At 40.2% G+C, this 12,385-nt stretch carries 14 protein-coding genes and 2 pseudogenes; 5 read left to right on the forward strand and 11 right to left on the reverse strand.

Features of this window, described 5'->3' with window-relative positions:
* Positions 1-47 precede the first annotated feature (47 nt).
* The 6 genes and pseudogenes from CKO50_RS01155 to CKO50_RS01170 form a co-directional block, all read right to left on the reverse strand.
* Positions 48-566: a hypothetical protein gene (locus CKO50_RS01155; RefSeq protein ID WP_095726673.1), complete on the reverse strand. Its 519-nt coding sequence runs from the start codon at positions 564-566 to the stop codon at positions 48-50.
* A 138-nt stretch (positions 567-704) separates the two neighbouring features.
* The gene (locus tag CKO50_RS23860; protein WP_176474590.1) at positions 705-845 is read right to left on the reverse strand and encodes a hypothetical protein; all 141 of its coding nucleotides are present in this window, start codon (positions 843-845) and stop codon (positions 705-707) included.
* 114 nt (positions 846-959) lie between these two features.
* Entirely contained in the window at positions 960-1,706 is a 747-nt protein-coding gene (locus tag CKO50_RS01160) for a hypothetical protein (protein WP_095726674.1), read from the reverse strand.
* A 649-nt stretch (positions 1,707-2,355) separates the two neighbouring features.
* Entirely contained in the window at positions 2,356-2,718 is a 363-nt protein-coding gene (locus CKO50_RS01165; RefSeq protein ID WP_095726675.1) for a hypothetical protein, read from the reverse strand.
* 76 nt (positions 2,719-2,794) lie between these two features.
* Positions 2,795-3,192, reverse strand: a pseudogene (locus tag CKO50_RS24330) (transposase); the annotation flags it as partial.
* A gap of 158 nt (positions 3,193-3,350) precedes the next feature.
* Positions 3,351-3,476 (reverse strand): annotated as a pseudogene (locus CKO50_RS01170) (ISAs1 family transposase); the annotation flags it as partial.
* Between the two features lie 237 nt (positions 3,477-3,713).
* Between CKO50_RS01170 and CKO50_RS01175 the strand changes: the two are divergent.
* Positions 3,714-4,574 carry a DUF5677 domain-containing protein gene (locus CKO50_RS01175; RefSeq protein WP_095726676.1) on the forward strand — a complete coding sequence of 287 codons (861 nt, stop codon included), beginning with the start codon at positions 3,714-3,716 and terminating at the stop codon, positions 4,572-4,574.
* 32 nt (positions 4,575-4,606) lie between these two features.
* Here the strand turns inward: CKO50_RS01175 and CKO50_RS01180 are convergent, their stop codons facing one another.
* Both CKO50_RS01180 and CKO50_RS01185 read right to left on the reverse strand, forming a co-directional pair.
* Positions 4,607-5,347, reverse strand: a complete 741-nt coding sequence (locus tag CKO50_RS01180) for a hypothetical protein (protein WP_095726677.1) — start codon at positions 5,345-5,347, stop codon at positions 4,607-4,609.
* A 175-nt stretch (positions 5,348-5,522) separates the two neighbouring features.
* On the reverse strand, positions 5,523-6,137 hold the full coding sequence (locus CKO50_RS01185; RefSeq protein ID WP_255228880.1) for a phage integrase N-terminal domain-containing protein: 615 nt from the start codon (positions 6,135-6,137) through the stop codon (positions 5,523-5,525).
* A gap of 736 nt (positions 6,138-6,873) precedes the next feature.
* Here CKO50_RS01185 and CKO50_RS01190 point away from each other — a divergent pair.
* The 3 genes from CKO50_RS01190 to CKO50_RS01195 all read left to right on the forward strand — a co-directional run bounded on the left by CKO50_RS01190 (position 6,874) and on the right by CKO50_RS01195 (position 9,210).
* Positions 6,874-8,190, forward strand: a complete 1,317-nt coding sequence (locus tag CKO50_RS01190) for a site-specific integrase (RefSeq protein WP_095726679.1) — start codon at positions 6,874-6,876, stop codon at positions 8,188-8,190.
* 163 nt (positions 8,191-8,353) lie between these two features.
* Positions 8,354-8,506 (forward strand): hypothetical protein, encoded by a 153-nt coding sequence (locus CKO50_RS23865; RefSeq protein ID WP_176474591.1) that lies wholly within the window; start codon positions 8,354-8,356, stop codon positions 8,504-8,506.
* Positions 8,507-8,508: 2 nt separating this feature from the next.
* On the forward strand, positions 8,509-9,210 hold the full coding sequence (locus CKO50_RS01195) for a hypothetical protein (RefSeq protein WP_095726680.1): 702 nt from the start codon (positions 8,509-8,511) through the stop codon (positions 9,208-9,210).
* Between the two features lie 575 nt (positions 9,211-9,785).
* Here the strand turns inward: CKO50_RS01195 and CKO50_RS01205 are convergent.
* The 3 genes from CKO50_RS01205 to CKO50_RS01215 form a co-directional block, all read right to left on the reverse strand.
* Entirely contained in the window at positions 9,786-10,115 is a 330-nt protein-coding gene (locus tag CKO50_RS01205) for a hypothetical protein (protein ID WP_095726682.1), read from the reverse strand.
* Positions 10,116-10,345: 230 nt separating this feature from the next.
* On the reverse strand, positions 10,346-11,170 hold the full coding sequence (locus CKO50_RS01210) for a replication initiator protein A (RefSeq protein WP_255228874.1): 825 nt from the start codon (positions 11,168-11,170) through the stop codon (positions 10,346-10,348).
* Positions 11,171-11,172: 2 nt separating this feature from the next.
* Positions 11,173-11,370, reverse strand: a complete 198-nt coding sequence (locus CKO50_RS01215; RefSeq protein ID WP_095726683.1) for an AlpA family transcriptional regulator — start codon at positions 11,368-11,370, stop codon at positions 11,173-11,175.
* Positions 11,371-11,758: 388 nt separating this feature from the next.
* Between CKO50_RS01215 and CKO50_RS01220 the strand changes: the two genes are divergently transcribed.
* Complete coding sequence (locus CKO50_RS01220; protein ID WP_141240115.1) at positions 11,759-12,319, forward strand: hypothetical protein; 561 nt, start codon at positions 11,759-11,761, stop codon at positions 12,317-12,319.
* Positions 12,320-12,385 lie beyond the last annotated feature (66 nt).

The raw sequence follows: 12,385 nt of genomic DNA on the forward strand, positions 1-12,385 counted from the left end.
AGCAAGCTGCTGCGTTACTATGGCAGTGCGTGGTTTTACTCTAAGCGCTATTTTCGATCAAACTCAATAAACCCTTCATTGAGCATATTCTTATGGCGGTGATGTAGGCATCGGTAATAGCCACTCATCGAATTCTTAGTGACTTTAGATAAAGTTAGCTTGGCCGGTCCAAGGCAAAGCCCAGCCAATGCTTCTACCTCGATATCAATAAAGTTATCATCGTGTTGCAGATGCCCAGTGTTAAATTCAGAGAGTTTAATCGGTGTGATTGAGCGCAGTAAGTAGCTTTCCAATTCGGCATGACCATCCTCACGAATATAAAGGTTGACCAAGTAATCATTCGTCACTGAAAGATTTTCATTTTTAGTATAACCAATCCAGTCCCCAGCAAACCCAGATTGTCCGCTGAGAGGTTGTCGTTTGCGTACATTGTTGACATAGGTATCGAGTACAGCAAGGCCTTCCACTCGGTGGAGCTTATAGCTCTGAACTTTGGGGGCGTCGCTGTAACCTGTGGGATCTAAAAAGGTGCTGAGACTTCTTGAATTATTCTGTTCGCCTGCCATGGTAATATGACAAAAGTACTTGTCACACTTAATGTCCTTACCAGTAAACTTATAGCTAACACCATGACTTAGCACCGATGAAATTGATGCATGAATAAAACCGTGGGACCCCTGTTTATTTATTCTTAGGGCAGTGATCTATTTGTTTATATCATTACTTAAACCAACCCAAATACCGAGTGGTAATTGATGGTCTTGGGTTTCTTCAATAGTCTTGTCGTCAGCCAAAGAGGCGCAAGCGGTTAAGGCTAAAATAAAGTAAATGAGTCTACAAAGCATATTTGTTGTTTTTATAGGAACTTTATTCAGTAAGAATATAGAAATTAGCCGCTCAGTGCTATCAATTTAAAATGGGGAGGATGATACGCAACGCTGCGTATCATCCAGCGGTTATTAGAACAATTCGGAAGAAAGCTCACGAGATTGCGAGTTTTGATTTATATGCCAAGTTTCGACGAGACGAGTCGTACCACCCGAGTTTTTACAAATTAACTCTGTCACTAGCACTTTATAAAAACCACTGTATTTAGCCTCACCCACAACATTCAAGACATCACTATAAAATCCACCTTGATGTCTTTCATTGAAAAATTCTGGGTTACCACTGACATAATTGGCTTTGCGGCACTGGCCTTGATGCGAGTTGTTATTAATATTAATCAAGCCAGTATATTGAACATCCGCAAAATACCCTGGGCCATTGCTCGGCGTTTGCCAATCAGCCACTGTGATTTCACTGTGCCATACAACGGCGGGAGCCTTGGGTATCTTGTGATATACAATTGCTTCTTCACCTGAGGGTAAGGTGCAGCTGAGTTTAAGCGACTTTTCTGTCAGCTTATGCTCCGCAGGCAGTGGGCCAGAAATAAAGGGGGCGTTGAATGTGAGAGGAGCAATCAAATCGCCAGTTTGTGTATTAACCACTTCAAATTGATGGCACTCACCCACCGCTAAGCCACCTGTGAGCGCATTAAAGTATTCGGTTGTGCCTGCACGAGCTGAGATAAAATCAACAGGTGCGCCCTGATACTGCGAATGATCCCCCGCACCATCCTGATCATAAAATACCTGTGTAGCCAAAACCGAAGTGGAACTACAAGCCAATGCCATCGCAAGTAGTTGAGTGTTGGATGTAACCATAGTTTTTCCTTTACAGTTGTGTTTGTTTTTTATTCAGACTCAATATAAGGTAAGTGTAACTTCATGCAACTTTTTGATTTTTCTGGTTTTGGCAACTATCTAATTACTGCAACCGCTATTTGGAGTGGTATGTGATGAGGATGTAAATACTTAGAGTTTAGCTAACGTTAGATGAATGGAGTTCAAGTGGGTAAAGGTTCGAGCCATCTGAAGCTCTAGTTACTAGGTTTCAGTATTTTATTATGTGGATTGACGTATGCAAATTCCAAAGCTTCTTAATTGAGGCTCGATTTTATCTTTGTCCCAAGTAAATCGGGACTACTGATCTTGTTCCCCAACCCACATTTTCATACCTATGATGCGCAAACTCTCTTAATCACATCATTAATTGACTCGATGAAAGTCTAAGGGAATAAAGAGGAGATCTGTTTGTCTGGCTTTTGAATATCGATTGAAAAGCTCTAATACCAACTGCATTAATTCTCCAACTAATTCGAAGGGTGAAATACCATATTGGCGTCGTTAAAAATTTCTCATTTAGAACAACAGGAAATAAAAGTTTAAAATAAATAAAAATAAGTCAATAATTTCAAGTGCTTATTATTTTTTGATTTTGCGTAATAGAAGACTTTGTTTAGAACCCTTATTTCTAAAAGCTGTTGAAACAATTGTAATGAGGATCTGTGAAGAACTTGATGTTTGTATTTGCTAAAGCAAAATTAGCTTTTATCTCATTCACAACATGCTTTTTAAAGATTTTTTTATCTAAATAGATGAGTGATGTTTGCTGATTAGAATTAAACACAACACGGCCTCTTGGGAAGTTATAGTAGTCCGTATTGTGAAGGCTTAAAGCAAATTGTTCATATATTAGATTTTCTTCCCATTCAATTTGGTGTTGTAAGGTGCTATCAACAAAGCCAAGTAGATCAGGCTTTAAGTCAATAGCATTTTGAGTTTTATAAACGAATGTGCTTTCAACAAACCAAAAAATACCAATTTTGTTATTCATGTAGGGCTCCTAAATTTATATCTCCCAACACTACTCGGGTAACTCTGGTTTAGAACCCTTTTGAAAAACTTCCACACTATCCGATAGAAACTAACATGCTCTGGCCAACTCCAGCGGATACTTTTCTTAAAGCGTTTTCATGCTCTACTAGTGACTGATCGTTATTAGCTGAGTGCAAACTTTCCAGATTGTAATATTTCCTATAATTCAGCAACGTCATTTTTCATGTGTTCACGGGTTGGTTGAGTCACTTTTAACAACCAATCATGTTTCAAGCTGCCAAAGAATCTTTCAACAACAGTGTTGACGCTCCTCAACAAACCCCAACATCCTCCATGCTTGTTCGCATACCAAACTGCTTTAATAGGTTACGATATCACTACTCGTATACTGAGATCCTCCGTCAGAATGAAACACCGAGCCGGTGGCTGGCTTTCTCAGGTTATAAGCCACATGTTGTTTAATAACTAAATTGAGCTTCGCCATTAACTTTCCTGTTTTATAGCGCGTTATTTTAAACCTTCTTTGCGCTTACATAACTTGCGGTAGCTTAAGCTTATTCTGCTGCGTTTAAACAGGGCTTTGGTTCAGTACTCTTTGGCCAGGGTGAGAGTATACTTCGTTAACGACCATTAACCGAAGATAAGCTCGGCCCTGAATTCATCGTCAAAACTGGCCCGAACGCACTTGCCACGTATCGAATCTTTACGACCTGTGTGCTGTTTTACCAGATTACGAACGACTCGTCTGAACAACGCTTATCTTCAACAAGTTCAAGGTGGCTAAATAACAACATAATTAACAAGCAGATAGTGATAATGTGGGCGTTATTAGATCAGAAAAGAGGCGGGTGTTAAAGCCTTTTTACAAAGTGTGATCCCACCGTGGGTAGTTGCTAGATGGCATTAAATTGGAGGAAAAATTCGGCATGCTGAATTTTATATATAAAATAGAGTGGGTTTTGTAGGGAATTTAAATTGGATGGAGGTGCATAGATGGAGAAATTTATAAGTAATGTAAAATCGACTATCTCGGAATTTGAGTCTCACCTAAAACAACTTCCGCAGCTTTTAGAATATTCTCAATGGTTGGATAAGCTGTATTCAGCGTTGGACGTAAACGAACACGAAGGGATTAACTTTACAATTCAAAGAGTACAGTATTTCTATTTTATTGAAAGGACTCGCGAGTTTAATGATTCAATTATGTCTTGCTTGGTAAATGAACAGTATACGAGTGTTGAAACTTTGTTTCGTGTTGCCCTGGAAACCACAATTAACTTTATGTACCTGATTGGTGAAGAAGTGAATGAAAGGGCCGGTGGCTTACTTGATGATTATATTAAAAATAATTTGAAAAAAGCTCGTAAGTGGGAAAAATTTTCAATAGAAACAGGGGATCTTGAATCAGCTAAGAGTGCCAAAAATTTGAGGGGTAGTATGGTAGAAGCTCAAAATACGTTTATTTCATCAAAAGGAAATAGGCGAGAAGCGTGGCCAAATGCACGAGAGCGGTTTAAGAGAACAGGACTGGAAGAGTCTTATGTTACATTATATTCATCTTCAAGTGATTCTATTCACTCTGGCGCAGAGGATATATTCAATTTAACTAGAGTCACAGCATTCCCTGAAAATATTCAAATAGTTATGTTGAGAGCTGTACATGCTGAGAAAGCTAGTTTATCAGTTTACTATGCAATTACTTTCCAGTTACATGCTTTAGAGGCTGCATGTAAGCTGTTTACAAAATTGGAAGAAGGCAAATTACTAGCTAGTGCTGAAGAGCTAGCGAGTAAACTACACAGTCTTCGTGAAATTCACGAAAATCATAGCGTAAGTATTACTGGTAACTCATAAAATTCGGCATGCCGAATTGTATGTTTGCAACATCATATGGTTTCAAGGGTGGGGAGTGTGCTAAGGATGGGGGAGTTTAATACTTCTTCCCTAAAGCAAGGTTGTAAAGGTAGTGAGGAGTAATTACCAGTATAACCCAAGTTGAGGACTGTAGATATTCCCGCATAAGCTAGGATCTTATCTTCAACTCCTGAATCAGCAAGAGATGATGCCACCTCCCAAGACCAGTGAGCCCACTCATCTTCTCCCAGACGTTTGCTTGGTAGTCTTATACCGTACGCTTTTAAAAATACCAGCCAATCCATGTGAATACCTCCAAAGGGCTCTATTTCACGTTCGAAAGAATAAAAGGACTTTTCAAAACCAGCTCCATAGGATGAATTGATTGCGCGATCTATTAAATGTAATCGTATAAAGTACACAGGGTGCTCTTGTTTAAAACGACATTTCGGCTGCAAATGATCTACTTGCCAGTTTTTCGGTATTTTGTCGCATTTCATGAAAAAGAATTCGTTAAGGTATGCCAAGAATGCTTTTCTATATCTTGTATAGGAACTTTTGACCCAAAGCTCAGGTAGCCCGCCGTGCTTTTGAATTACGAGAGCTGATGTTGGCCTCGTACTGGGCAACCGAAAAACATCCCAGTTATATTCGCTCGCATGGCGTAAAAGACGCGCCTGGGTAGTTGCGATCAGGCAGGTTGCCATTTCATTTTTAAATTCTTCTACGAGGTAAGTCTTCTGCCAATTATGGAATGTGTGAAAGTCAATCAATGTAAGCTGCCATATGGATGTTTCGGTAGGTTAGTATTCCATTTTAGTAGAGAATAAACTTCCGCTCGAAAGAATTCTGCATGCCGAATTCTTGGTAACTATATACGCTTATTCGTCTCCTAAGTAAGCTGGTTTGGGAGAAGCAATTTCGATACTGAGTCTCAGTGGGGATATATCAACAATATTTATTGTTGATATATCGTTTTGATTCTATCTCTCTCATTGAATGTTCTCGAGATAGATGGACAACTCGCTCCTTGCCGCCTTTTGTTCCCGCTTTGAATTGAATATACGTAGAGCCTGAGCTTGTTTTTCTGATGGCTTGTTCGGGACGGAATTTAAGTGCTTCTTCCTTTCTAAGCCCAAAAGCCCGTTGTAGTTCTAAAACGACTTTTATGCGTTCATCGGTAACCAGGTTTAGTTTTGCTTGATCGAGATCTTTAGCCTTGTTGTTGGCATTGTCTGAGTACGTACGGTTGGCAATGTTGAGGTCTCTGGTATCTGTAGAGTTGCTTTGTAGTTTATTGTGCTTGGGAATAATGCTTGGCTTGCCTATTTTACCAGCCCACCCTCTGAGTATGGCCATGCGGTTTTTAATCGTACCGGGCGTTAGTTTTTCTTCTTGCCATCGAGAAACTAGGGCACTGATATGCTTCTCTTTCAAACCCCTTGCGCCTAGGTTTCTAAACCCTAGTTCATGGAGTTGGTTTGCCGTCATTTGTAAAATACGACTGCGATTGCTTTGTGTTTGAAATGACCCGTCGCGATTGTGTTTAGTTAGTTCTTTCAGCTAATAATTTAGTTTTTTCATGATTGCTTCCAATACGATTAATAGTTAAAGCTGTCAGGTGTTGATGGTCATATCGGAATAAATCGATTGGTAAATGTTAATGCCTCGCTCTGGTGCTCCCAGATGCGATCAGACAAGGCTGAAATGNGCATTGATATGACAACTCGACATGGCGAGCTCAGAAGCGTTTCCTGTTGGAACAGCGCGTCCTTCTGATGGAGAATGTCAACGAACCTGATTGAATGCTGCGGTGAAACCGCTATATATNTCGCGCTTAATGTGTATTGAAGGCAGCTGAGCAGCGCCTGCTTTCGCGTTACAAGCTTCGAGAATTAGACGATTATTGGGTTGGAGCGGAGTTTTTGATCTAAAAGTACGAAGTCGTGAATTTATAAAGTACGACATCACTAACAGGTAACCAACAGAATGTTAAGTGCTGATTGATAGTCGTCTTCTGTTGAGAGATACTAAAGTAGCACCGAAAGGATTCGGTTAGTAGTTAGTAACATGGAAGAGTAGTAAAAATGGTGGCCCCACCTGGACTCGAACCAGGGACCTAACGATTATGAGGCTGAAAACAATGCCTTACCGTAAGTTACTTTTTTAACTGTTTAGTTACTAAGTTATTCAACCTTTTCATGAGGTTATTGATGTTGCGTGCGCATCTGATGCATAAATCTTTATGTAAATCAGAGCATTAAATTTTGTGTTCAAAGTAGCACAGAGGTAGCACCGAATGTCAGAGACCAAATTTCGCTTCACAGAATCAGTTTTAGATAAGCTCACTTCTCAGAGGAAACGTATACGTTATTCAGACACCCAGTTGCAGGGTTTAGTCCTGGATATAACACCACAAGGGGGGCGATCATTCAGAGTATATAAGAAGATCCCGGGCCGAACGACGCCGGTATCAGTCACGCTCGGAACATATCCTTCAATTAGTTTGGAAGCAGCCCGCAAAATGGCTCGTAAGGTAATGGCTGACATAGCCGAAGGGGTGAACCCTAACGATACTAAACGCCAGTTCAGAGCGGCTTCAGTGAAACTAATGGAGGCTTATAATGCCTTCCTTCAAGCGCGTAAGCTAAGCCCGATAACGGTTCGTGGATATAACCAGGTAATGGACTGCTATATTTCAGATTGGCAGCAAAAGCGTTTGGCTGACATTACAGAGGCTCAAGTTTATAAACGCCATACAGAAATAACACAGCGCAGCAAAGCACAGGCTGATCTTACTATGAGAACTTTACGGGCCGTATTCAACTTTGCTAAAGCGGAATATAAGTCTTCAGAAGGGCGTACGCTGTTTCCCTTTAACCCGGTTAATGTACTCTCCGAAAAGCGCGCCTGGAACAATGTGAAGCGAAAGCAAACCCGGTTGCGCCAATCTCAACTTAAACCTTTTATAGAAGCAATCAACCAGGTGCGTAACGATGCCATGATGTATCGCATGGAAAGTCAGGTCGCCATTTGTGACTATGTTGAGTTTGTTGCTTTTACAGGGCTGCGTAAAACTGAGCTGTTGTTACTTGAGTGGAAAGACGTTTATCTGGAAGACAAGCTGTTTTGGATTGGAAAAACCAAGAACCAGGATGGGGTTGAACTTCCGATCACTGACAGGCTCGAGGAGATATTTGAACGCCGAAAAGAGTATAAAGTGTCTGAATATGTATTTGGCTCCAATAATAAATATGGCAGGGTGATAGAGCCTAAAAAGACAGTGGCAAAGATCAATGCGTTGTCTGATGTGAAGTTTTCACTTCATGATTTGCGCCGGACATATATCTCTATTGCTGAAAGTTTGGGAGTCGGAAATTACACTCTCAAACGCCTTCTAAACCACAGAACGTCGCGAGATGATGTCACAGGTGGGTATACCATTTTAACGGCTGAAGAGCTCAGAGAGCCCGCCATACGCGTAGCGAGAAAGCTGGAGGAGTGCGCCGGGCTTAGGTCTCCTGAATCTAATGATTATCTTGAGAATATGAAATCATTGTTGATAGGGTTATCCAAAGAGCAGAAATTGGAAGTAATGGCCTCACTCATGAACTAAACTAAGTTATTATATGAACTGAGTTTTAACCTTTTATTTAATTGTTTTTTAAGTGTTTATTGTTTGTTTTATGCTTTTTAATTAATGTACTGTCTCTAGAAAGAGTAACCGGCACCCTTTAAAATTTTTCATCATCAATACAAGAACTACTTAAGGAATTGATATGAAAGATGTCACTGATGTACTCAATGGTTTATTTAATTTACCTCCTCAGCAGCAGGTATTTGTGATTGCAGCGTTAGCCATTCTGGTAGCAGTGTTTGCTTTATACGTGGTACTAACGGTTATAAAAAATGGTAAAGATAAGGGGGAGTAAAAATGAAAGAATGGTCACGTATGCCCTCTTACTGGATACGCGATGAGAATTCATTACCGCTATCTAAGATGAAGTGGACTGGTTGTAATAAAGCGGATCAAATAGCAGCGCTAATGATTTATATCGTAATGGTGCATCATGCCAATGATGAACCAACTACAAAGCACCCGGAAGTGGGAACCTGTGAACTGACCTATACTAGATTGTCTGATATTACGGGGCTCAGTAGAGCGAAAATAGCAGGTGGGTTACGGGTGCTACTAAACCTGGAAATCATTGAGGACATTTCCGTTGGACGAAATAACATTTTTAAGATAACAAATTTTGAAAATAGAAGTGGCTGGGCGAAGCTTCCTGCAAAAGGGCTCTACTCAAAAGACTTGAGCCGAATAGAGGCATTTCATTCTTTTCACCTCAGGAGAAAGAATGAGTTGAATGCGATGAAGGTTTATTTAGTAATTTTGGCCTTGAGAAGCGATGCAAAAAATTATGCCATAGTGAGTTATGACAAACTCAGCATGTATACGGGCATACACCGGAATGAACTTAAGTCCGCAATTTCGTTACTGATTAATCTTAATTTGCTTCAAGTTGACTCTGGAGTAAGTGATATGAACGAATATGCGACTGTAAACATGTATAGACCTTGCTACCTAGAGCCACATAAGCACAGAGGGACAATAGGGCGGAAGATGTTAGGTTAATATGTAGAGACTCAATATCTATAGGTGAAATAATTGGGCTGTACCGCTCGATTTAGCCCCGGTAGTTGAAAAGGTGCCTTTATATGACGCAGGGTCATCAGTCGCTTTAAGCCGAAATTCACCTACGGTATCACGTTTATGGCCATGGAGTTTAAACAGTAAGTCCAGAGAGTCACCGTTTATTCTTCCATCTACTTTTATTTCTACGCGTTGGGAAATAGGCAGATCCTTGCCATTTTCTAGATTTTTTCACCGGTTCCAGTCACTTGGCTGCCAACCTGGTTAAGGTATAACGAGTATCCAACTTCTAGACCTTGGTATGGCCTGTACGATGTAGAGTCAATCGTTAAGGTGAGTTTCCATTGCCCGGTTAAATCATCCGAAGGCTTGGATTCGTAGTATTGTAATATCCCTATGAGTGTCCCTATTAAACCAATGAAGGCAACAGCATACTTTAATATTGGTTTTGTTTGCTTGAGTTTGTCTAAGAACATTTTTATTTGGAAAGACCATAGGGATGTGGTGATTTTTCATGATTTTATTTTAAATTAGTATGTTAAGTCCAATCCATAACGCTAACTCTCTGTGATATCGTCGATATGCTGCTTATTTTGTTTTTCCATATTTGCGTATGCTCGCATGCGGCTAGCTGTTTCAGCTTTTGCTTCTGGCGGGGCATTCTGCGACTGACGAGCTAAGAAAAACTCCGGTGGGATTACGTCGCGTATATGCTTCTCAATGTGAGCTTTAACCTTATAGCCTCTTTTTGAGCTAGCGATGGAAACCGCGCTTTTGAAAGAGCGGTTTTTCTCTAAAATGAGCCATAGAGCCAGATCGACTGCTTGATAAAGGTTTTTGTCCTCAATAAATGGTAATTTGCTCTTGGCTTTGTCCTTTGAAATCATATTGCCCCTTCCCTTACTTTATTTGGGGTTGACGACCCCGATGCGTTATATATATTTCTGTTATATTAAGTTACTCGAAAAGCACTGTTACTGATTCTAAGAACCTTAAAACTAGTAGCGTACAGAGGTTCTTTTGATTTAAATGTACGATGTTCCAGTTTCAAAAGTACGATATCGAGAGCTTAAAAGTACGATACTATCCAAGATCAAAAGTACGGTATTATCCACAGCTAACGGTTATTTATACTTAACTGATTAATCTGAAAATCAGCTAATTTTTTCCTCCCTTTTTCAGTGTCACTGAAAATTAGTAGATTGTGTTTATCCACTCTCAATCGATAATCAAGCACCCTTTCTAGCAAGCCTAATTTTCTCCGTAAAACCGAATTATTACCCTTTATTCCTAATCGCTTTCGGACATTGTCTAAGGAAATAGAGAAGCTACTTTTTGCACCGCAAAACTTTCGGCATATTTCATAGATTCGACGGTCAAATGGCTTAGTCAACGAGCTGTATTGGTTGTTTAACGTTAATATGTATGACGCCTGTGTACACCCTATGAGCCAGTCGGCTAAGGTGACGTTGAACAGCTTGTCACGGCCATCGAATTCAGCTCGGAATTCTTCAATCAAGCCAACATCTTCCACTATGCGTTTGTTTTTGATTTTATAGTTTGTGGTAATACGCGTGCCGGCAAGCCGGCGTAATGCTGTCTCCAGCTGTATATAATCTTTCCCTGATGTGTTTCGCCCCATTGTTGTAAGGAAGTCGTAACCGGTAAAGGCCACAGTGTTACCAGTTTCAAAGCCTAAGTTGTGGAGAGTCATCAAGTGGCTTAGGCAATATATAATGATCTCCTTATCTTTCACCGTAGCGCGGCCTAATATGCTTGGTGTAACTTGTATCGAGACGCCTTTGTGGACGAGGGAAAATGGCTCTTTAGATTTACCATCTAAGGCAAAAACCGGATACTCCATTGAAAAAATATCTGATTTTAAAGATACCAACTGCATTGAGCATTGAAGTCGCTGACTCATCTTAATATTTCTGCCCATGCTTAACTTCTGGGTTGTGCTTGTAGCCAATGGTCAAATTCATCGATGGGAAACAATAATCTCCCATGTAGTTTGATGTAAGGCGGAATTGAGAACTTACTACCGTTCTTTTTGTTGCTATTGATCTGGTTATAAAGGGTTTGTTTGCTTACGTAGAGTAAGTCGGCGATCTCATCTATGCGGTAAAAAAGCTTTTTCATAAGCACTTCCTATTTCTTACTTTATTGCTGAAGTGCTTACCTATTATTCCCATGCTTTAACAAATTTCAGCGAAAAACCCGGGTGACTTGTAACCCCCTTTTTTATATACAGTATGTTTATTAATACAGTGTTTGGTGGTTGTTAGGTGGCATTAAATTGGAGGAAAAATTCGACATGCCGAATAAATGATGTAAAACCTAATCCCAATTTTATTTGGAAGTTATCTGCTGATAGATTGGATACTCACTTGTTCTTAAATTAGAGGAAGAAATGTCTAGTAGCGATAAGCTAAGTTTGAAAAACCAACTAAACGAGCTCAAGCAAATATGGCCTGAGTGTATTCAGAATTCAGCGAGGGTCATGATCAACCCCCACGAAAAGGAGTTATTGAATAAAGCACTTCCCGACTTTTTTTCGACGGCTCTCTTGGTAGGTGTGATTTTGGCCTTAACTAAATCCGCATTACCTTCAGCATTTTTATTTGATGGGGCCGCAGGAATAAACCCACTGATACTAACCCTAATGCTGATCTTCAATGGAGTACTGGCATCAGCCATCTTTTATGTGATTTCGTCTATTCCAGCTTTCATTCGTACTGCTCGAATGGCAAACAGAGAGCTATTTTTCCAATGTATTAGGACGTTCTCTATATTGAATCTCATACTTCCAGTGTTCATTTTGATAGCTGTAAATCGAATGGCAATTAACTTAGATCTAAAAGTAGCTACGAGTGATTTTGATCTTTGGTTCGGGCTCGTAGTTGGCTTGGCCGGATTTGTAGTTGTCTATAGGGTTTTAGGAAATTTCACTTCAAGATACTTTCAATTCCTATTTGGGAGACGAACCTCCGGGGTAATCGCTTTTTTAAGTATAGTGAGCACATCCTATGTGAATCCAGGCTCATCACTCAGCTATTTCAATCAGTTAATAGATGCAGGTAAATTGTAAGCGTCGCCTGAACCACACCTAGCTACTGAATACGCTCAGCCTATAAAGTACAGCTCTGATCTCAAT

The sequence above is a fragment of the Pseudoalteromonas sp. HM-SA03 genome, assembly GCF_002289345.1.
GTDB lineage: Bacteria > Pseudomonadota > Gammaproteobacteria > Enterobacterales > Alteromonadaceae > Pseudoalteromonas.

What these genes read in the sequence shown, in the direction of transcription:
- CKO50_RS01160 (WP_095726674.1), bottom strand. Translation starts at nt 1,706, where the DNA reads ATGGTTACATCCAACACTCAACTACTTGCGATGGCATTGGCTTGTAGT.
- CKO50_RS01165 (WP_095726675.1), bottom strand. Translation starts at nt 2,718, where the DNA reads ATGAATAACAAAATTGGTATTTTTTGGTTTGTTGAAAGCACATTCGTT.
- CKO50_RS01205 (WP_095726682.1), bottom strand. Translation starts at nt 10,115, where the DNA reads ATGATTTCAAAGGACAAAGCCAAGAGCAAATTACCATTTATTGAGGAC.
- CKO50_RS01155 (WP_095726673.1), bottom strand. Translation starts at nt 566, where the DNA reads ATGGCAGGCGAACAGAATAATTCAAGAAGTCTCAGCACCTTTTTAGAT.
- CKO50_RS01175 (WP_095726676.1), top strand. Translation starts at nt 3,714, where the DNA reads ATGGAGAAATTTATAAGTAATGTAAAATCGACTATCTCGGAATTTGAG.
- CKO50_RS01215 (WP_095726683.1), bottom strand. Translation starts at nt 11,370, where the DNA reads ATGAAAAAGCTTTTTTACCGCATAGATGAGATCGCCGACTTACTCTAC.
- CKO50_RS23860 (WP_176474590.1), bottom strand. Translation starts at nt 845, where the DNA reads ATGCTTTGTAGACTCATTTACTTTATTTTAGCCTTAACCGCTTGCGCC.
- CKO50_RS01195 (WP_095726680.1), top strand. Translation starts at nt 8,509, where the DNA reads ATGAAAGAATGGTCACGTATGCCCTCTTACTGGATACGCGATGAGAAT.
- CKO50_RS01210 (WP_255228874.1), bottom strand. Translation starts at nt 11,170, where the DNA reads ATGGGCAGAAATATTAAGATGAGTCAGCGACTTCAATGCTCAATGCAG.
- CKO50_RS01190 (WP_095726679.1), top strand. Translation starts at nt 6,874, where the DNA reads ATGTCAGAGACCAAATTTCGCTTCACAGAATCAGTTTTAGATAAGCTC.
- CKO50_RS23865 (WP_176474591.1), top strand. Translation starts at nt 8,354, where the DNA reads ATGAAAGATGTCACTGATGTACTCAATGGTTTATTTAATTTACCTCCT.